We start from the raw sequence: 18,994 nt of genomic DNA, 5'->3' as shown, positions 1-18,994 counted from the left end.
GCCGGCCCCCCCCGCCCCCCCGCGGCCTCGCCGCCGCGCCCGCTGCGCTGCTTTTGTTTTTGGGCCGGCCCGCCCCCCGCCCGCCCCCCCCCACAAACCTGATCCGCAGGTAAAAGCTAGAGTCGGCGGCGTGGACGACCTCCTGACCCGCGCCCGCGCCCTCGACGCCGCCGACCCGCTGGCCGAGTACCGCGGACGCTTCTTCCTGCCCGACGCCGAGCCCGACCTGATCTACCTCGACGGCAACTCCCTCGGCCGCCCGCCGCTGGCCACCCGGGAGCGGCTGCGCAAGCTGCTCGACGAGGAGTGGGGCACCGATCTGGTCCGTGGCTGGGACCGCTGGATCACCTTGGCCCGCGACGCCGGTGACGTGCTGGCGACAGGCGTACTCGGGGTGGACCCGGGCGAGGTGCTGCTGTGCGACACGGCCAGCGTCAACCTCTACAAGCTGGCCGTCGCCGCCTGCGACGCCCGGCCCGGCCGATCGGTGATCATCACCGACGACGACAACTTCCCCTCCGACCAGTACGTCCTGCAAGGCGTGGCGGCGGCCCGCGGCATGCGGCTGGAGGTCATCAAGACCGATCTCGACCTCGGCGTCACCGCCGACCAGGTACGCGCGGCGATCGCCGCCTGCGCCGCCGACGACGTCGCGGTGATCAGTCTGCAGCATGTGGCGTACCGCTCGGGAGCGATCGCGGACATGGTGGCGATCACACGGGCCGCGCACGACGCGGGCGCGATCATGCTCTGGGACCTGTGCCACGCGGCCGGCGCGGTGCCGACGCCGCTGCGCGAGTCGGGCGCGGACCTGGCGATCGGCTGCACCTACAAGCATCTGAACGGCGGACCGGGCGCGCCCGGCTTCCTCTACGTGCGGCGCGACCTGCAGGAGTCGCTGCGCCAGCCGATTTGGGGCTGGTTCGGGCAGGCCAACCAGTTCGACATGGGCTTCGACTACGATCCGGTGCCCACTGTGGAGCGTTTCCTGATCAGCTCCACCCCGGTGATGGGCGGGTACGCCGCCTGGGAAGGCGCGAAGCTCACCGCCGAGGCGGGCGTCGACCGGATCGCGGCCAAGGGCGCCCAGCTCGGCCAGTACGCGATCGAGCTGTTCGACGCCTGGCTGGCGCCGTTGGGCCTGCGGTTGGCGAGTCCCCGCGATCCGGCTCGGCGAGGGGCGCACGTCACTCTGCACCACGAGGCGGCGTGGCAGATCTGCCAGGCCTGGAAGGACGCGGGCGTCATCCCCGACTTCCGTACGCCCGACCGGCTCCGGATCGGTTTCGCTCCGCTCTACACGACCTTCGCCGAGGTGCACGAGGCCTTCGCCCGGCTGCGGACGATCGTCTCCGCCTCCGCCCACCTCTCCTTCCCGCTCACCCGCTCCCGCATCACCTGACGCCTCATTCCATGATCATCGCGTCAGCCATGCTGAATAAACGGGCGAATTGCCCGGCGAAGCAGCGTGGCTGGCGCAATGATCACGCCCCGGCGGGAGAGCTGGCGCAATGATCACGCCCCGAGGGCTAGAGGGGCGTGACGGGACGCCACGTGATCGGGCTGGAGAGGATCATCGCAGTGGAGGGCCGCCCGTAGCCGGCGAGCCGGTCGATGAAGCGTTCGAGGTCAGCCATCGACGCCACGGAGACCTTGAGCGCGCAGCAGGCGTCGCCGCTGACCCGGTGCATTTGGAGGACTTCGGGCCAGTCGGCGACGGCCGGTTCCCGGAGCAGGCAGGTCGGCCCGTAGCAGTGCATCCGGATGAGCGCGGTGGCCTGTCTTCCGGCCTTGGCGAGGTCGACGTGCGCGTGGTAGCCGGTGATCACTCCGGTCTCCTGCAGGCGGCGTACGCGTTCGGCGACGGCGGGCGCGGAGAGGTTCACGCGCCGGGACAGTTCGTTGAACGAGAGCCGGGCGTCTCGTTGCAGTTCGTCCAGAATATGCCAGTCCACCGGGTCCACTTAACGATCGTAAACCGCCATCGGCCGAATCCCTGCCGACAACAAGATCAAAAGGCCGTAACGAGCGGCGACGGCCCTTCAAAGACCGCACCGAGGAGCGGTTTGATGGGGTCATGGTCTACGGCAGACGAGGTAGCGGCCCGAAGGTGCAGTTCGAGGGGACGACCCCCTACGCGGACTACACCCACATCGAGACGCTGCTGTCGCTGCAGACCCCGCGGACGCAGAGCCCCGCCGAGTACTCGTTCATCGTCGCCACCCAGGTGATGGAGCTGCTGTTCACGCTGCTCCGCCACGAGTGGGAGACCGCGCGGACGCAGCTCGACGCCGACGACGTCCGCGCGGCGACCAGGACGTTGCGCCGCTCGACCAGCGCGCAGGACGTGCTCGTCAGCTCGTGGCAGCTTCTCGCCACGCTGACGCCGAACGAGTTCGGGGCGTTCCGGGACGCGTTCGGCGAGGCGTCCGGTTTCCAGTCCTACGGCTACCGGCACCTGGAGTTCCTGCTGGGCAATAAGCGACCCGGGATGATCTGCCCGCACGCGGAGATGCCGTCGGTCGTCGCCGACCTGGAGAAGCAGCTGGCCGAGCCGAGCCTCGACGACGCCGCGAAGGCCGTCCTCGCCCGGCGCGGCACGACCTGGCTGGACGTCTACAGTGGATCGGAACAGCCGGACCTCTACGAGCTCGGCGAGGTGCTGATGGAGATCGCCGAGCGCTTCATCCGCTGGCGGCAGTTGCATCTCACCGCGGTCTGGCGCGTCATGGGCGACAAGCCCGGCAGCGGCGGCTCGGCCGGCGCGAGCTGGCTCGCCAAGACCGTCCACGACCGGCCGTTTCCCGAGCTCTGGGCCGTTCGCAACGAGCTGTGACCCAGACGTGGAACGCTCGTCCGGGCGATCACGGGGGAAACCGTCCGGACGAGCGTTGTCGGAGACTTTAACGCGTTTGTTGCAGCGGCGCCAGACCCTGTTTCAGACGCTCCACTTCCCCGACTTCGAGGTGAGCACGGTGAGGGCGTCGTCGGCCAGCCCGCCGTGATCGGCGGCGGTCAGGTTGTAGACCCCGCAAACCCCTACGCAGCAAGCGTTCTCCAGCTGCTCGCGGGCCATCTTGCGGTCGCGATGCCCGAGGAACGCCTGGTGCGTCAGCGCCACGGCGTCCGCGCCGAATCCGGCCGCCGGGTTCGCGGGCCCGTTCGGCGCGAACGCCTCGGCGAACCGCCGGACCGTGGCCAGGTTCGGCACGCTGTCCGGTGCCGAGTCCGCGACCGGCAGCCATGGACTCACCGCTTGTACGCCGTCAGCAGCGTCCCCCGCCGTCGAGTGGAACGAGGGGTGCACGCCTTCCGGTGTGAGCACGATCGGGCCGGTCCAGCCGCCGGCGCGCGCGTCCCGGACGGCCGCCCCGCTCTGGGGCGGCAGTGCGCTGATCACCAGCACGTCCGGCTTGGCCGCGACGAGCTTGCCGACGGCGTCCTTCAGGTCCGTCGCGTCGACGGGGACGGGCTCGAATCCGGCGATGCTCAGGCCCTGGTTGGCCGCCTCGGTCTGGACGAGGTCGACGATCGGCGGGGACGCGAGCTTGTCCGTGGCGAGGTGCCCGAGCTTGCTCGCCCCGGCCTTCTTCGCCGCCCCCAACGCCGTACGCAGAACCTGCGCCGCGGACGGTGCGGACTGGAAGGCGTACGGGCCGGTCGGGACAATGCCCGTCACCGGGGCGATCACCGGTACGCAGCCGAGCGTGCACTGCCCGGCGGCGGCCTCGGTCAGCCAAGGCGCGGTCGCGGCGATGACGGCGTGCACCCCTTCGTCCAGCAACGCTGAAGCCGCCGTGGCGGCCGACTTCTCGTCCGCGCCCGCCTCGCGGACGAGAAGTTCGATCTCGGGGGCCGAACCGTGCCCGCCGGCGGCGTTGACCTGGTCGGCCCGCGTACGCACGCCGAGCAGCTGCCGTTGGGCGTACGCGGCCAGCGGCCCGGTCTGATGCGTGAGGACGCCCAGCCGCACCGGTCCCTGCATGCCCGACTCCGTACGCGGACGGGCGGCCGCGGCCGGATGCCCGGCCCACAGGAACGGCGCGGCCACGAGCGCGAGCCCACCCCCGAGAGCGGCTCGCCGGGACACCTTCGTCATGCCCGATCACCTCGAATGAATTGTCCGGATTGATCCGTTGTGCCGATGGTTGGTGATCGGCCCACTCCAGGTCAACCCCACATCACCCGCCGGTGATCAGACTTGCGGCGGCGGCGGTGGGCGTACGCCGGTCAACCGGGCGAAGACGACGATGTTGTCGGAGTACGAGTGGGTCTTCGCGTTGTAGCGTCCGCCGCAGGTGATCAGCCGGAGTTCGGGCGTCGAGCCACCGGCGTACACGCGGTCGGCGGGGAAGGCCGCCTTCGGGAAGGACTCCATCATCTCGATGGTGAACACGGCGGTCGTCCGGTCCTCGCGTTCGACTTCGACCTCGTCGCCCGGACGCAGGCGGGTCAGGTAGTAGAAGACGCCGACGCTCTTCTTGGTGTCCACGTGGCCGATGATCACCGCCGCGCCGGCCTCGCCCGGCGTCGGACCGAGCTTGTACCAGGAGGCGTGGTTGGCCCGCTCGTAGGACGGGGTGGCGATGGCCCCGTCCGGACGGAGTCCGATCTGCTCGATCCAGGCTCGCAGCCCGATCTTCGGAATGATGATCTTCCGGGGAACGGACCGCGTCAGCGCGCCCGGCCCGGTCGGCGGCTGGGCCAGCCCACCGGACGGGAGTGCGAGGACCTGAGCGGGCAGCGGCGGGGGCGTACCCGGCTTGTGGGCGGCGGTGGCGAGCTGGCCGATCCCCCAGCCGCCGGCCGCCATCAGCGCCAGGCAGGCCAGCCACCAGCCGACTCGGAACATCGTGCCGCGGCGGTCGGCTCGATGACGCGTACGCGTCGGCGGCACGGCGGGTCGGGGGCCGGGCCGAGGCCCGGTCCCCCGATCACGAGAACCGCTAGGCCAGATCACGGCGCTGGCGGGCCAGCAGGAGGAACCCGATGCCGGCGACCGCGCCGAGCAGCGCACCCCCGCCGAGGAAGACGCTGCTCATGCTGACCGCGCTGCCACCGCCGCCGGTGTTGACCGAGCCGCTCGGCACCGGCGTGCCGCCGGACGACGTGGACTGACCGGGCGTCGGCGACTCGCTCCCGGTCGGCGGAGTCGACTCCGAAGGCGTCGCCGACATGCTGCCGCCGATGGGCGAGATGCTGACCGACGGGCTCGGGCTGGCGCTGGTCGGACTCGGGCTCGGGCTCGACCCGACGCTCGCGGGGCAGGTGTGGGTCAGGTTGAAGTGCGCGTTATTCGGGTCGGTCCCGGTGATGTCGGCGCTGCCGTTGACGAGCGTCCACCCGGCCGGCGTGGCGATCCAGGCCTTGCTCGTGCCGTTGTCGTCGACGATCGCCCCGCCGTCGTCCGGGATCGTCAGCGTGTGCTGCACGTTGGCGGCGTCCGTGAAGGTCAGCGTCACGGAGGTGAACTCGCCCTGGATGTTGGGCTCGGGCAGGACGAAGACCCAGATGTCCTGGCCCGGCAGCGGACCGCCGCCGAAGTCGCCGCACTGATGGGTGCCGAAGCCCGTGGCGGTCGTGGGGACGTTGCCCGGGTTGATCTCGATCGTCGCGGCCGCCGACGCCGCCTGGGCGCTGCCCAGGAGGAATATGAGGCCCGCCGCCAGGGTCGCCGCACCGCGACCCATCCATGAAATACGCACACTTACCACCCTGATTGATATGGCTTCTAAGCTTTGGAGGTTAAGGTCCGTATACGGTGGTTTCGTGTAACTGCCGCACGCCACGCCGTCGTCACTCGAACGGAGGAGTACTGTCCGTGCCGTGGTCGCCGCGTTGGAGCTGTACCTGGACCCGGTCGCGACGCAACGCGTACGAAATGTGTGGGATGCCCTGGAAACCGCCGGCGTCCCCACCCTGCGGGACCTGACCCACCGCAAGCATCGCCCGCACATCTCGCTGACCGGCGCGGAGCGGCTGGACGCGGACGCCGTCGTGGCCGCGCTGAGCGGGCTGGACGCCGCGCCGCCGCTACGGGTGAGCCTGGACTACATCGGACAGTTTCTGGGCCGGGTGCTGTGGCTCGGCCCGGTGCCCACCCCGGAGCTGCTGGGGCATCACGCCGCGGTGCACGACCGGCTGGCGGCGGCCGGGATCGAGACGTCCGAGCTGTACCGGCCGGGGCGCTGGGTTCCACACTGCACACTGTCCATGCGGGTGCCGCTGGTGAAGCTGACCGAGGCGCTGCGGTTGTGCCTGGACGTGCTGCCGATCGAGGCGACCGTCACCGGGGCGGCCGTCGCCGACCACGCGCGAGGCCTCTACACCCCGTTGTGACCCATAATGAAGGCGTGTTCACGCTGGAGGAGGCCCGTCGCCGGTACGCCGAGGTGCGGCCGCGCATCGACGAGTTGATCGCGGCCCGAGCGGATCTGGCCGAGCTGACGGCCGACCTCGCCACCGAGGGTGCGAGCCCGCTCGGCGGGCTGCCGGAGGCGAAGGCGCTGGAAGCGCGGCTGCACGCCCTGCTGGAGGAGATCGCCGAGCAGGACATCCAGGTCAAGGGCTACGCCCCGGTCCTCCTGGACTTCCCCGGCGTACGCGACGGCCGCGAAGTTCTGTGGTGCTGGCTCGAAGGCGACGACGACATCGAGTGGTATCACCGGGTGGAGTGCGGATTCCCGGGCAGACGTCCCGTCTGAGGGCCAGGATGAGGTCATGGAGACGATGACCGCCTGGGAGGTGACCCGGCCGGGGCCGATGCGTACCGGGCCGGTGCGGCTGACCGAGCGGCCCGTTCCCGAACCCGGCCCCGGTGAGCTGCTCCTGCGGGTCAGCGTCTGCGCGGTGTGCCGTACCGATCTGCACGTCGCCGAGGGGGATCTGCCGCCACACCGGTCGCCGGTGGTCCCGGGGCACGAGATCGTCGGCCAGGTCGTCGGCCTGGGACCCGACGCCCAGGGGTTCGCACTCGGGGATCGGGCCGGGGTCGCCTGGCTGCGGCATACCTGTGGCGAATGCGCGTACTGCAAGCGGGGCGCGGAGAACCTGTGCCCCGACTCCCGCTACACCGGCTGGGACGCCGACGGTGGTTACGCGCAGTACGCCGTCGTCCCCGCCGACTACGCGTACCACCTGCCGGAGAATTACCCGGACGAGGAGGTCGCGCCGTTGTTGTGCGCCGGGATCATCGGCTACCGGGCGCTGCGATTGAGCGAGGTGCCGCCGGGCGGCGTACTGGGGGTGTACGGGTTCGGCGGGTCGGCCCACCTCACCGCTCAGCTCGCCATCGCGCTGGGTGCACGCGTACACGTCATGACCCGGTCGAAGGCCGCGCAAGAACTCGCGCTCTCGCTCGGCGCGGCGTCCGCGACGGGCGCGGGCGAGCGGCCGCCGGAACGGCTGGACTCCGCGATCCTCTTCGCCCCGGTCGGGGATCTGGTCCCCGTCGCCCTGGCGGCACTCGATCGCGGCGGCACGCTAGCCGTCGCCGGCATCCATCTGTCCGACATCCCGCCGTTGCGCTACGAGCAGCACCTCTTCTACGAGCGCACGCTACGCAGCGTCACGGCGAACACCCGCGACGACGGCCGCGAGTTCCTCTCCCTCGCGGCGCGGCACCGGCTCCGCGTGCACACCATCGGGTACGCGTTGAGCCAAGCGGATCGGGCGCTGACGGATCTGGCCGAGGACCGCGTCGACGGTGTCGCGGTCCTGCACGCCTGATCGTCACCGCCCCGATCGCGCCGCTCGGTCGTCATCGGCCGGGGGCCGTCACGCCTGCGTGATCAGGCGCACTCGGAGCAGATGAGGTCGTCGCCCTTCTGCTTGGCGAGCTGGCTGCGGTGGTGCACCAGGAAGCACCGCGAGCAGCGGAACTCGTCGGCCCGCATCGGGACGACCGTGACGGTCAGCTCCTCGTCCGAGAGGTCTGCCCCCGGAAGCTCGAAGCCCTCCGCCGCCTCGGTCTCGTCGACATCCACGGACGGCGACTGGGCCGACGTGCGACGCGACTTGAGCTCCTCCAGGCTGTCCTCCTCGAGGTCGCCGAGGGGACGCCGCGGGGCGTCGTAGTCAGTCATGGTGGCCATTGCTTGTCCTCCTCCCCACATGGTCTGGGTGGCTTAACGAACAAAGTCGCCGACGGGTATGTTCCCCGATCTTGGCGTACGCGTGCTCGGTTTTCTGTGATCCCCGTCGCGCCACGCCGCACCCCGCTATTCGAACAGCGAGTGCTGCGTACCGGGCGGCTCCTCGCGATGCCGACGACGCCGACGTGCCTGGATCACTATCAGGTCGACGAAGGCGACGAGCGCCAGCGCGCCTAGCAGGATAGCCGGTACTGGGTATCCCGCCACCGCCGTCCACACCGCCAGCGGCAGCGTGAAGATCAGTCCGAAACTGGCCAGCACCAGCCGCAGGTTCAACGCGCTTCTCGCGTCGCGCGGCTCGGACATGCGCGGCCCCGTACCCCCGGCGTCGTTGCCGGAAACGAGGTCAGCCGATCTTTCCGAAGAGCCAGTCGCCGGCGGCCCCGCCCTGACCGGTGTAGTAACGACGGGCGGCGGTAATCAATTCCTCGACCGTGAGGACGCCGTCGCCGTCGGCGTCGAGGTGGTCGAAGGCCTCCCGCGCATCCGCCGGTCGAGTGCCGAACGCCTTCTGCATTGTCTGAAATTCGTCAAAGCCGAGACGGCCGTCGTCGTCCGCGTCGGCCAGCCGCAGCACGGCCTCGACGGCGGGCCGGAACCGGCGGTCGAACCCGCTGTCGGCGTCGACGAAGGCCCGGACCATCCCGACGTTCCACTCCTCTGGCGTCAGCCGCCGGTCGCCGTCGGCGTCCACCGCGACGAGTAGCGACTGCCAGAACTCCTCGAAGCCGTCGGCCAGCGCCTTCGCCTTCGGGCTCGCCGGCGTCTCCCGGAATCCGGCCACGAGCCGGGCCACGAGCGCCACGACGTCATCGTGCTCGATGTGGCCGTTGGCGTTGACGTCCAGATGCCCGAACGCGCGGTCGAGCTTGAGATCCAGCAGCGTCGTGGTCATGCTGCGAATGTACGTGTTTGGCGGCGTACCGGGGCGGGAACGCGCATCTCGTGCGGCTGGACCACAGCGCGGCGGAGTTCCTGCCCGACGACACCGGATCGCTGAGCGCCCTCCGGGCGGCGGCCGACGGCTGCCAGGGCTGCGACCTCTATCGGGCCGCCACTCAGACGGTCTTCGGCGATGGGCCGCCGGACGCCCGTGTGGTGATGATCGGCGAGCAGCCGGGCGACGTGGAAGACCGCGCCGGCGAGCCGTTCGTCGGCCCGGCGGGGCGGTTGCTCGACCGGGCCATCACCGAGGCAGGGCTGCGGCGGGACGAGATCTACGTGACGAACGCGGTCAAGCACTTCAAGTTCACGCCGCCGGAACGAGGCAAGCGGCGTATCCACAAGACGCCCAACCGGGGCGAGATCGTCGCCTGCCGGCCGTGGCTGGTCCAGGAACTGGCCCTGCTGCGGCCGAGCGTCCTGGTCGTGCTCGGCGCGTCGGCGGCCAAGGCGTTGCTGGGCGCGAAGTTCAAGGTGACCGAGTCGCGAGGTCAGCTGCTGCCCTGGCCGGACGCGGCGGACCGGCCGGAGGACTTCCCGGCCGAGCCCGCGCGCCTGGTCGCCACGATCCATCCGTCCGCCGTCCTGCGGTCCGACGATCGCGAGGCGATGTTCCGCGGCTTCGTCGAAGACCTGCGCGTCGCCGCCGAAGCTCGCTAAGGCGACTGCGTACGCTTCTTCGCGGCGTTCTTCTTGGCCGGCACCTTGGCGACGCCCGTCACGGGTCCGTCCACGGTGGCCCCGTTGACCGGCCCTGAGCCGACCGGCCCCGGACTGACCGGCCCAGAGCTGACCGGCCCAGAGCTGACCGGCCCAGAGCTGACCGGTCCCGGGCTGACCGGCCCGGCGTTGGGCGAACCGGTCTTGGGCGAGCCGCCGGTCTTGGCGCCCCCGTTGAGCGAGCCCTTCGCCGCGCCGTTGTGCCCGTTGGTGGTGACGATCGCGCTGACGGCGAGATTGCCGCCGCGGACGTTGGCGTCGGACAGGATCCGGGCCGCCTCGGCCCGTGCGCCGGCGATGATGTCCTCGCGGGCGCGCTGGTTCTCCCGCCGGCGGGCCGCCGCCACGTGCTCGCTGTCCACTTCGGCCTCGCGCCGGATCACGTCGGCGTCCTGGCGCGCCTGGGCCAGGAGCTCGTCGGCCTCGCGCCGCACAGCGGCCGCCTCTTCCTCCGCGATCCGCAGCATGTGGGTGATCCGGGCGCTGGCCGCCGCGCTGGGCGTGGCCGCCGAGACCTGGCCCTGGAGCCGCCGGATCTCGGTATGCGCCGCGGCCAGCTCCTCCTCCACCGGCGAGAGCCGTTTCACCGCGATCGACAGCACGTGGAGCTCGTCGCAGATGGCGTTCACGTAATCGTCCACTTGGGCGCGGTCGTAGCCGAACATCACCGTCCGGAACAGTCCGTCGTCCTCGTACCCGTCGCCGGGTTCGGTCTGCCGCGTCATGTTTGGAGCGTAGCCAGACGCACCGCCGCTGAACTGCGGTTTTGACGGAGACCGATGCCGAAGGTCAGCTTCACCGGCCCAGGTGGATGAGCGTCCCGCCCGATTTTCCCGTGACGCGACATGAGAACGATTCGCAATCACGTACTGTCACCATTAGCGAGCGCCGAGTGAGCGGCGACGCCATTGGAGGAGGCAGGCACGATGGGCATTCTCGACAAGGCCAAGGAAATGCTCGGCATGGACGGCGACGACGCGCAGAACGCGGCCGACGGCGCCAAGGACAAGGCGAGCGACGCCGGCAACAGCCTGACGGACAAGGCGAAGGACGCCGCCGGCGGCATGGCCGACAAGGCCAAGGCGGGAGTCGACAAGGCGGCGGACGCGGCCGACAGCGCCACCGGCGGCAAGTTCTCCGACAAGATCGACGGCGGCTCGGACGCGGTGAAGTCCGGCATCGACAAGATGGGCGGCGCCGCGTAGTCCGTCGGCGCTTCGCCCGGACGACCCGGACAACGACCTGCGCCGGATCTCGACAGTGAGATCCGGCGCAGCTGCGTTGTTCCGTTCCCGACCCGGGTTCAGGCCGTCGCGACCGTGGCCTTCGCCCGGCGACCGCGTACGGGCGACGCGGCCGGCTCGGCGTCCGGTGCATCCGGTTCCGTCTCGACCACCGGATCGGCGGTCACCTCAGCCGATTGCCCAGGCCCGGCCGGCTCAGCCGCGACCACCGGGCCGCGGAGCCGGAGCACCTCGGCCTCCAGCCGTAGTCGTTCCTCCTCCGAGACCGCCAGCGCCGTCTCGTATCCGGAGATAGCCTGGGCCACGTCGGCATGAATCTCGCGGATGAACCGGCCGACCTGGGCGGGATCGAGTCCGCGCCAGACCGTCTCGAAATCGGGTACGTTCCAGCGGCTGGCCCGCAGGTCGCCGATCGTGACTTCGTGGGACATCCCCCGCTCCCTTCCCTCAGCCCCATTGAACCAATCTGACGGGCGTTTATCCCGCAAAATGGCTGGATCAGCGGCAAAAGGGACGGGTGCGTCGCGGGATTCAGTCCTGCGGAATCTCGGCGACGATCGACCGCTCCGGCGGCGCGGCGAAATGGCAGGCCGCGGCCAGACCAGACGACTTCTCCTCCAGCGGCGGCTCGACGGTCGCGCAGACCTCCTCGGCCTTCCAGCACCTCGTCCGGAACCGGCAGCCCGACGGCGGGTTGACCGGGCTCGGCACGTCGCCGGTGAGCCGGATGCGCGCCTTCGGCGGCGTGCCGCGTACGACGCCGAGGTCCGGCACGGCGGACAGCAGCGCCTGCGTGTACGGGTGGTGCGGCGTGCCGTAGACCTCGTCGCGCCCGCCCTGCTCCGCGATGCGGCCCAGGTACATCACCGCGACCCGGTCGCAGAAGTGGCGTACCACGCCGAGGTCGTGCGCGATGAAGACGAACGCGATGCCGAACTCCTTGCGCAGATCCTCGAGCAGGTTCATCACCTGCGCCTGGATCGACACGTCGAGCGCCGACACCGGCTCGTCGGCCACGATGACCTTCGGCTGCATCGCCAGGGCCCGGGCGATGCCGATGCGCTGGCGCTGACCGCCGGAGAACTCGTGCGGATACCGGTTGTAGTGCTCCGGGTTGAGGCCGACAACCTCCAGCAACTCCTGGACCCGGCTCAGTTCCTTGCCCTTGGGCACGATGTTGTGGACGCGCAACGGCGCACCGACGATCGCGCCGACCGTGTGCCGCGGGTTCAGCGACGAGTACGGGTCCTGGAAGATGAGCTGCAGCTCCCGGCGGTACGGACGCAGCTCCTTCTCCTTGAGCCGGGCGATGTCGTGTCCCTTGTAGAGGATCTGGCCCGCGGTCGGCGTCAGCAGTCGCGTGATGAGCCGGCCGGTCGTGGACTTGCCACAGCCGGATTCACCGACCAGGCCCAGCGTCTCGCCCTCGTGCAGGGTCAGCGACACGCCGTCGACGGCGCGTACCTTCTCCTTCGCCCCGAGCAGGCCGTCGCCGCGCACGTCGAAGTGCATGACGACGTCCTTCAGCTCCAGCAGCGGCGCGCCCTTGACCGGGGCGACCGCGGCCGGCTCCGTCTGGGGTTCGACAGTCGTGGTCATCGGGTTCCCTTCACGGCAGCCGGGGCAGGATCTCGTCGGCGAAGATCAGATCCGGGTGGGCCAGGTGACAGCGCGACGCCCGGCCCGCCTGATCCGTCCGGGCCACCAGCTCGGGCAGTTCCTTCGCGCACAGGTCGTCGGGCACCCGCTCGCGGAACTCGCACCGGGGGTGGAACGAGCAGCCGGTCGGCAGGTTCAGCAGGCTGGGCGGCGAACCCGGGATGGGGTGCAGCCGCGACGACTCGCCCGACACCGCCGGAATGCTCTCCAACAGGCCCCAGGTGTAGGGGTGCAGCGGCGAGCCGAGGATGTCCTTGACCGTGCCGTGCTCCACCGCTCGGCCGCCGTACATGACCAGCACGTCGTCGGCGATCTCGGCGACCACGCCCAGGTCGTGCGTGATGAACAGGACCGCCGAGCCGAAGTCCTGCTGCAGGTCGGCGATCAGGTCCAGGATCTGCGCCTGCACCGTCACGTCCAGGGCCGTCGTCGGCTCGTCCGCGATCAGCAGCTTGGGGTCGTTGACCAGGGCCATCGCGATCATCACGCGCTGGCGCATGCCACCGGAGAACTGGTGCGGGTAGTCGTCCAGCCGCCGCGCCGGGTTGGGGATGCCCACCCGGCCCAGCATGTCCGCGGCCCGCTTCCGGGCGACGCGCTTGGAGACGTTGTTGTGCGCCTGGTACGCCTCGACGATCTGATCGCCGATCTTGAAGAACGGGTGCAGCGACGACTGCGGATCCTGGAAGATCATCGCGGACGCCTTGCCCCGGACGTGCTTGAGTTCCTCCGGCGGCAGGCCGACGATCTCCCGGCCACCGAGCCGGATCGAGCCGGTCATCCGGGTGCTCTTCGGGTCGTGCAGGCCCATGATCGCCATGCTCGACACGCTCTTGCCCGACCCGGATTCGCCCACGACGGCCAGCGTCTTGCCCAGTTCCAGCGAGTAGGTCAGGCCTTGGACCGCCCGGACGACGCCGTCGGCCGTGGGGAACGCGACGGTGAGGTCGCGGATCTCCAGATAGGGCTCGTTCTCACCGGGGCCGGGCGTGCGCTGGGCCCGCGGACCGCGGACGACCGTCTGCGGGCCACGCGGCTGCGGCGTGATGGCGGGGCCGGCGTCGGAGCCGGCCGAGATTGCGGACGCGTCGACCGCGTCGCCCCACATTTCGCTCATGCGAGCCTCACCCGGGGATCGAGGACCGTGTAAAGAAGGTCGACCAGCAAGTTCATCACGACCAGCACCACCACGCCGACGAGTACGCCGCCCATGAGCACGGGCAGGTCGTACTTCTGGAAGGCGCGCAGTGTCACCAGGCCGAGGCCGGGCAGGCCGAAGATGCTCTCGGTGAACAGCGCGCCGGTCAGCGCGAAGGCGACATCGAGCCCGAAGATCGTGGCGATCGGCGTCATCGCCGCCCGCAGACCGTGCCGGTAGATCACCCGTCGTTCGCTGATCCCCTTGGACCGCGCGGTACGCACATAGTCCTCGCTCAACGACTCGATCATCGAGGCACGCGAATATCGGGTGTACGAGGCGGAGTTCACGATGCCGAGGATGATCCAGGGCAGCAGCAGCCCGCTGAACCACTTCAACGGGTTGTCGGTCAGCGGCGTCCAGCCGGTGTCCGGGATGAAGCCCAGGTACAGCGGGATGTAGAGGGACGCGACGAGAGCCACGACGAAGTAGGGGATGGAGCCGATCGTCAGCGTGCCGCCGACCATGACGCGGTCGAGCGCGGTGCCGCGACGGCGGGCCGCGAACGTGCCCGCGGCCACCCCGATCAGCAGGTACGCGATGGCGGAGCCGAAGACGATCGAGATGGTGACCGGCAGGGCGTTGGCGAGCAGCGTCGTCACCGGCTGGCCTTGCCCGTACGAATACCCCAGGCAGGGCGCCGAGCAGTTGATGGTGATCCCGCCCGACGTGTACGTCCGGCCGACCACGAGCCCTTGGAAGTAGTCCAGCATCTGCTGCCAGACCGGCTGGTCCAGGTGGAGGCTCTTGTAGATCTCCTCGTAGCGGGCGGGTGTGCAGCGCGTGCCGCAGATGACGCCGGCGGGATCGGTGGGCGCCAGATAGAACAGCCCGAAGCTCGCCACCAGGGTCACGATGATGACCGAGATCGCGCTGGCGAGCCGCCGCAGGATGTAGAGGAGCACCGGAGCCTCCATGTGCCGTTGAGTTGGCGATTGAGCAGAGTTTCGGGCCACCCGGCCGGCGCCTCACGACACCGGCCGGGTGGATGGAGCACTTACTTGACGTACATGTTCAGGAAGAACGGCATGCCCATGGTGCCGTCGCCCTCAGCGCCGCCGATGCCGGTGCCCATGACGAAGGCGAGCTTGTCGTAGTACCGCGGGATCGCGATGTACTGGCCCATGATCTTCTGGTCCAGGTCGGCCCACTTGGCGGTCGCCTCGGCGGCCGGCAGCTTCGCGACGGCGTCGATCTCCGCGTCCAGCGCCGGGTCCTGCAGCATGCCCCAGCTCGAGCCGTCGGCGATGCTGTGCGTCTGGAACAGCACCGGGAACCAGCTGGAACCGGTCGGCCAGTCCGAGCACCAGCCGGCGGGCGACTGACCCATGTTGACCGGAGCGTCGTAGTCCGACGTCTTGCTGCGCAGCTCGGCGGTGGTGACACCGATCGGCTTGACGGTGAAGCCGGCCTTCTCCAGCGCCTCCTTGCGGATGGCGGTGGTCTGCTGCGAGATCGGCTTGGTGTTGTCGTAGTACCAGCTCAGCTCGAAGCCGACCTTGCCCGCGGCCTCCAGGAGCTTCTTCGCGCCCTCGGGGTCGCCCTTGCCCTCACCGGTCAGGTCGGCGACCGGCGGGTACTTCTTGTACCCGGCCACCGACGGAGGCATGATCGTCGTCGCCGGCTCGGCCACGTAGTCGTTGAGGCCGGCGGCCTGCCAGATCTGGTCCGACGGGTACGCCTTGGCGATCGCCTTGCGGACCTCGAGCGGGATCTTGCGGGTGTCGAGCTGCAGCACGATGGTGCAGGGGCTGTCGCCCTGGACGAGCTGGCTCTTCTTGCCGCCCTCGATGTCGGGGATCAGCGAGGCGTCGATGTTGGAGTAGTTCAGCGCGGTCGCGTCGGCACCGGCGCTCGCCAGAATCTGCTTCTGGTTCGCGACGTCCTCAGCGCCCCACTTGAAGTCCCAGCTGTCGACGTACTGGTGACGCACGGCGTCGCTGTTCGCGTCCCAGTTGGGGTTCTTCTTCAGCTTCAGCTGCGTCCCCGGCGTGTACGCGTCGAGCATGTACGGGCCGGTCGAGATCCACTTGTTCTTGTAGTTGTCCTTGGTGTCCTTGGCCTTCGGGATGGGGGTGAACATCGGGAAGGTCATGTACCAGGCGAGGTCCGCGAACGGCTTGGCCAGGTGGATGATCAGGGTGTCGGTGCCCTGGGTCTCCACGCCGGCGTAGGTGTCGCCGCTGGCCCAGGGGCCCTTGTACTTGTCGCCGTCCTTGAAGTAGGTCAGCTGGTACGTCGGGCCGTTGGCGAACAGGTCGTGCGCGAAGGACCGCTTGATCGAGTACGCCAGGTCCTCGACCTTGACCTCGCTGCCGTCCTCGTACTTGAACGAGCCCTTCATCTTGAAGGTCCAGGTCAGGCCGTCGGCCGACGGCGTACCCAGGTCGGTCAGGTCCGGAACGAGGACCGCCTTGCCGTTGCGCAGCGCGATCTGGGTCGGCGTACGCCACATGAGCTTGCCGATCTCGTTCGCGTCGACGTAGTACACGTCGGTCGGGTCGAACGTGTTCGGCGTCGACTGGGAGTAGACCGTGATGGTCCCACCCTTCTTCGCGCCCGAGACCTCGGGCGCCGGGCCCTTGGCGTCCGGGTCGACCGCGGTCTGCGCCTGGCCGATACCGCTCGTCGGGTTGGTGCCGCCCGGCCCGCTCTTCGACGGGCTACATCCCACCGCGGCGAGCGCGATGACCGCGCCGACGACGACGGTTGTTCTCAGTCGCCTCACGAGTTGTCACCTCTTATCTTCTTGTTGGCCAGACCCGGACTAGCGGCGGGTCTTGGGGTCGAACGCATCACGGACGGCGTCGCCGAGCAGGCTCAGCGCGAGGACCAGAATCGTGATGCCGAGCACGGGCACCCACAGGTAGAGCGGGTACGTGTCGTAGTAGTTCTGCGCGGAGGCGATGGTCACGCCCCAGGACGGCGTGGGGTCCATCAACCCGACGCCGAGGAAGGTGAGACCCGCTTCGGCCACGATGTAACCGGGCAGCGCGAGCGACGCGGAGACGACGATCGGCGCGATCAGGTTCGGCAGTAGCTCCCGGAACAGCACCCGGCGGGTGGGGATGCCCAGTACGCGGGCGGCGGCGATGAACTCGCGCTCGCGCAGCGACAGGACCTGGCCCCGGATGAGCCGGGCCAGGCCCGCCCAGCCGAAGAACGACAGCACCACGATGAGCGAGATGAATCTGACGCGGGCGACCTGTTCGGGAGTGGTGCCCTCGGAGCCGCCGTAGACGACCGAGATGATGACGGCCGGGAACGCGATCGCGAAGATCAGGTAGGGCAGGCTGAGGATGAAGTCGATGATCCACGAGAACACCCGGTCGACCCAGCCGCCGAAGAAGCCCGAGAGCAGGCCGATCACGACGCCGACGACGGTGGTGACGACGGTGACCAGCCCGGCTACCAGCAGCGACGGGCGGGCGCCGTAGACCCAGCGCGCGAACAGGTCGCGGCCGATCCGCGGCTCGACGCCGAACCAGTGGTCACTGCTGGCGCCCGAGTACGGGAACGTCGTGCGCTTGTCGATCAGGTCGAAGTGGTACGTGGTCGGGTCCTGGCCCTCCAGCTTCGCCAGCAGCGGCGCGAAGATGGCCAGCAGCACGAAGAACACGAAGATGCCGAAGCAGGTCATGGCGACCTTGTCCCGGCGCAGCCGCTCCAGCGCGATCCGGGTGGGCGACCTGCTCACACCCGAACCCGACTTCACCGGGGACGTGTCCCCGGTCGCGGGCTCGACGAGCGTTTCGGTCCCAGTGATCACTGGTTCCACGGAGTACCTCCAGCCGATGTGCAGCCAGCGACCACGGAATATCCCGTTGACAGCCGCGCCCCCCGCGTTCTTGCGCAAAGCTAACGCTCAGCTTCGGAGTTTTGAGTAACGGAACAATCACGAATCAGCCGAAGAATGATCTCGTGATCATCACTGAACGTTCAGCGGGCGCGACTGATCGATGACTAGGTTCACGCACCGTCTGCGCAGGACAGATGGATGCCTACAGTGGAAAGTGGCTGAATCCCGGGTCAGTTGTCACCCCCGGGACATCGTCACAAGACCGTTACACATGCCGTCCTCCCCGGTCAGCGGGCGTCAGACCGGCCGCCCACTGTCGCCACCTCCGCCGGGTGCGGTAGGTTCCCCGCAGGAACCCACTCATCGCGCCCGGAGGTGACATGCCGCGCAACACTTGGTCGCCCGATCCGTCATGCGGGGTCGCCCAAACGGTCAATGTCCTCGGCGATGGGTGGAGTGTGCTCATCCTGCGGGACATCGCGCGCGGCCACCAGCGGTTCGACGACCTCGTCGCCGAACTCGGCATCTCCCGGAAGGTCCTCACCGAACGCCTCACCGGGCTCATCGCCGACGGGGTCCTGCGGCGGGAGCCCTACCAGACCGGGCCCGTGCGGTACGCGTACGAGCTGACCGAGGCGGGTCGTGAGCTGATCGGGGTGGTCGTCGCGCTGCAGGACTGGGGCGACCGCTGGCTGCTCGGCGACGGCTCGCTGACCGCCGTCGACTCCGACGAGTCCGCCACCGCTCACCGCGTACGCGAGCTGACCGGGCAGACGACGCCGGTGGTCCAGCTGCCGAGCGCCGACGGCGGCACGGTCGACGCCCTGGCCGGACCGGCCGTGCTGTTCACCTATCCGGCGACGGGCGCCCCCACTCCCCTGCCGTCCGGATGGTCCGCGATACCCGGTGCGGTGGGCTGCACTCTCGAGAACCGGCTGTTCCTCAAGGCGTATCCCCGCTTGGCGACAGCGGGGATCGCGGTGCGGGGGGTGAGCACGCAGCGGCCGGACGAGCAGCAGGCCTTCGCCACGGCCGAGGGCATCCCCTTCAGCCTGCTGAGCGACGTGGATCTCGGGCTGGCCGCGGCCTTGCGCCTGCCCGTGTTCCGCGCGGGCGAGCGGCACCGGCTGAAGCGGCTGATCCTGGTGATCGACGAGGACCGGACGATCCGGGCGGTCCGCTACCCCGTGGTCGATATCGCCGCGGCGGTCGACTGGGCGGTGGAGACCGCGCTTACGTTGTGACCGGCCGAGTGGCGCGGACGTCGGCGGGCCGGGCA

At 69.7% G+C, this 18,994-nt stretch carries 22 protein-coding genes; 8 read left to right on the top strand and 14 right to left on the bottom strand.

All coding sequences use genetic code 11. From position 1 onward, the window contains the following. Window positions 1–130: 130 nt before the first annotated feature. Window positions 131–1,402, top strand: coding sequence for a kynureninase (gene kynU, locus AB0H43_RS14890; protein ID WP_359999867.1), 1,272 nt, complete (start codon window positions 131–133; stop codon window positions 1,400–1,402). Between the two features lie 127 nt (window positions 1,403–1,529). Here the strand turns inward: kynU and AB0H43_RS14885 are convergent, their stop codons facing one another. Beyond that, on the bottom strand, window positions 1,530–1,964 hold the full coding sequence (locus tag AB0H43_RS14885) for an Lrp/AsnC family transcriptional regulator (protein ID WP_359999866.1): 435 nt from the start codon (window positions 1,962–1,964) through the stop codon (window positions 1,530–1,532). A 113-nt stretch (window positions 1,965–2,077) separates the two neighbouring features. On the opposite strand from AB0H43_RS14885, the gene AB0H43_RS14880 reads away from it, so the two are divergent. After that, on the top strand, window positions 2,078–2,836 hold the full coding sequence (locus tag AB0H43_RS14880) for a tryptophan 2,3-dioxygenase family protein (protein WP_359999865.1): 759 nt from the start codon (window positions 2,078–2,080) through the stop codon (window positions 2,834–2,836). Window positions 2,837–2,938: 102 nt separating this feature from the next. Here the strand turns inward: AB0H43_RS14880 and AB0H43_RS14875 are convergent, their stop codons facing one another. From AB0H43_RS14875 to AB0H43_RS14865, 3 genes are all read right to left on the bottom strand, one after another. After that, window positions 2,939–4,099 carry an ABC transporter substrate-binding protein gene (locus tag AB0H43_RS14875; RefSeq protein ID WP_359999864.1) on the bottom strand — a complete coding sequence of 387 codons (1,161 nt, stop codon included), beginning with the start codon at window positions 4,097–4,099 and terminating at the stop codon, window positions 2,939–2,941. A 96-nt stretch (window positions 4,100–4,195) separates the two neighbouring features. Continuing rightward, window positions 4,196–4,897, bottom strand: coding sequence for a class F sortase (locus AB0H43_RS14870; protein ID WP_359999863.1), 702 nt, complete (start codon window positions 4,895–4,897; stop codon window positions 4,196–4,198). A gap of 49 nt (window positions 4,898–4,946) precedes the next feature. Next, window positions 4,947–5,705: a hypothetical protein gene (locus AB0H43_RS14865; RefSeq protein WP_359999862.1), complete on the bottom strand. Its 759-nt coding sequence runs from the start codon at window positions 5,703–5,705 to the stop codon at window positions 4,947–4,949. 121 nt (window positions 5,706–5,826) lie between these two features. On the opposite strand from AB0H43_RS14865, the gene AB0H43_RS14860 reads away from it, so the two are divergent. The 3 genes from AB0H43_RS14860 to AB0H43_RS14850 are packed head-to-tail and all read left to right on the top strand — an operon-like array spanning window position 5,827 to window position 7,728. Then, window positions 5,827–6,339 (top strand): 2'-5' RNA ligase family protein, encoded by a 513-nt coding sequence (locus AB0H43_RS14860; RefSeq protein WP_359999861.1) that lies wholly within the window; start codon window positions 5,827–5,829, stop codon window positions 6,337–6,339. Window positions 6,340–6,353: 14 nt separating this feature from the next. After that, window positions 6,354–6,704, top strand: a complete 351-nt coding sequence (locus AB0H43_RS14855) for a DUF2203 domain-containing protein (protein WP_359999860.1) — start codon at window positions 6,354–6,356, stop codon at window positions 6,702–6,704. A gap of 16 nt (window positions 6,705–6,720) precedes the next feature. After that, window positions 6,721–7,728 (top strand): zinc-binding alcohol dehydrogenase family protein, encoded by a 1,008-nt coding sequence (locus AB0H43_RS14850; protein ID WP_359999859.1) that lies wholly within the window; start codon window positions 6,721–6,723, stop codon window positions 7,726–7,728. A 62-nt stretch (window positions 7,729–7,790) separates the two neighbouring features. On the opposite strand, the gene AB0H43_RS14845 is transcribed toward AB0H43_RS14850, so the two are convergent. From AB0H43_RS14845 to AB0H43_RS14835, 3 genes are all read right to left on the bottom strand, one after another. Continuing rightward, window positions 7,791–8,084, bottom strand: a complete 294-nt coding sequence (locus AB0H43_RS14845) for a DUF4193 domain-containing protein (protein ID WP_359999882.1) — start codon at window positions 8,082–8,084, stop codon at window positions 7,791–7,793. 135 nt (window positions 8,085–8,219) lie between these two features. Next, window positions 8,220–8,459 carry a DUF6343 family protein gene (locus tag AB0H43_RS14840; RefSeq protein WP_359999858.1) on the bottom strand — a complete coding sequence of 80 codons (240 nt, stop codon included), beginning with the start codon at window positions 8,457–8,459 and terminating at the stop codon, window positions 8,220–8,222. Window positions 8,460–8,499: 40 nt separating this feature from the next. Then, a complete protein-coding gene (locus AB0H43_RS14835; RefSeq protein WP_359999857.1) occupies window positions 8,500–9,048 on the bottom strand; it encodes an EF-hand domain-containing protein in 549 nt (182 codons plus the stop codon). 17 nt (window positions 9,049–9,065) lie between these two features. Here AB0H43_RS14835 and AB0H43_RS14830 point away from each other — a divergent pair, with 17 nt between their 5' ends. Continuing rightward, window positions 9,066–9,755, top strand: a complete 690-nt coding sequence (locus AB0H43_RS14830) for a UdgX family uracil-DNA binding protein (RefSeq protein WP_359999856.1) — start codon at window positions 9,066–9,068, stop codon at window positions 9,753–9,755. Here the strand turns inward: AB0H43_RS14830 and AB0H43_RS14825 are convergent. Continuing rightward, entirely contained in the window at window positions 9,752–10,540 is a 789-nt protein-coding gene (locus AB0H43_RS14825) for a hypothetical protein (RefSeq protein WP_359999855.1), read from the bottom strand. The two genes, AB0H43_RS14830 and AB0H43_RS14825, sit on opposite strands and share 4 nt — an antisense overlap. Window positions 10,541–10,741: 201 nt before the next feature. On the opposite strand from AB0H43_RS14825, the gene AB0H43_RS14820 reads away from it, so the two are divergent. Next, window positions 10,742–11,020 (top strand): Rv0909 family putative TA system antitoxin, encoded by a 279-nt coding sequence (locus tag AB0H43_RS14820; RefSeq protein ID WP_359999854.1) that lies wholly within the window; start codon window positions 10,742–10,744, stop codon window positions 11,018–11,020. A 98-nt stretch (window positions 11,021–11,118) separates the two neighbouring features. Here the strand turns inward: AB0H43_RS14820 and AB0H43_RS14815 are convergent, their stop codons facing one another. The 6 genes from AB0H43_RS14815 to AB0H43_RS14790 form a co-directional block, all read right to left on the bottom strand. Next, window positions 11,119–11,490: a hypothetical protein gene (locus AB0H43_RS14815; RefSeq protein WP_359999853.1), complete on the bottom strand. Its 372-nt coding sequence runs from the start codon at window positions 11,488–11,490 to the stop codon at window positions 11,119–11,121. A 100-nt stretch (window positions 11,491–11,590) separates the two neighbouring features. Then, window positions 11,591–12,658, bottom strand: coding sequence for a dipeptide ABC transporter ATP-binding protein (locus AB0H43_RS14810; RefSeq protein WP_359999852.1), 1,068 nt, complete (start codon window positions 12,656–12,658; stop codon window positions 11,591–11,593). A 10-nt stretch (window positions 12,659–12,668) separates the two neighbouring features. Then, window positions 12,669–13,826 carry an ABC transporter ATP-binding protein gene (locus tag AB0H43_RS14805; protein WP_359999881.1) on the bottom strand — a complete coding sequence of 386 codons (1,158 nt, stop codon included), beginning with the start codon at window positions 13,824–13,826 and terminating at the stop codon, window positions 12,669–12,671. Between the two features lie 5 nt (window positions 13,827–13,831). Beyond that, window positions 13,832–14,821 (bottom strand): ABC transporter permease, encoded by a 990-nt coding sequence (locus AB0H43_RS14800; protein ID WP_359999851.1) that lies wholly within the window; start codon window positions 14,819–14,821, stop codon window positions 13,832–13,834. Window positions 14,822–14,913: 92 nt separating this feature from the next. Next, window positions 14,914–16,644: an ABC transporter substrate-binding protein gene (locus AB0H43_RS14795; protein ID WP_359999850.1), complete on the bottom strand. Its 1,731-nt coding sequence runs from the start codon at window positions 16,642–16,644 to the stop codon at window positions 14,914–14,916. Window positions 16,645–16,683: 39 nt separating this feature from the next. Continuing rightward, window positions 16,684–17,613, bottom strand: a complete 930-nt coding sequence (locus tag AB0H43_RS14790) for an ABC transporter permease (protein ID WP_359999849.1) — start codon at window positions 17,611–17,613, stop codon at window positions 16,684–16,686. A 482-nt stretch (window positions 17,614–18,095) separates the two neighbouring features. Here AB0H43_RS14790 and AB0H43_RS14785 point away from each other — a divergent pair, with 482 nt between their 5' ends. Continuing rightward, a complete protein-coding gene (locus AB0H43_RS14785) occupies window positions 18,096–18,959 on the top strand; it encodes a winged helix-turn-helix transcriptional regulator (protein ID WP_359999848.1) in 864 nt (287 codons plus the stop codon). Window positions 18,960–18,994 lie beyond the last annotated feature (35 nt).

The sequence above is a fragment of the Hamadaea sp. NPDC050747 genome (assembly GCF_040654195.1).
GTDB lineage: Bacteria > Actinomycetota > Actinomycetes > Mycobacteriales > Micromonosporaceae > Hamadaea.
Note: the sequence above shows the minus strand (reverse complement) of the source record. Positions and strands in the feature narration are given on the sequence as shown.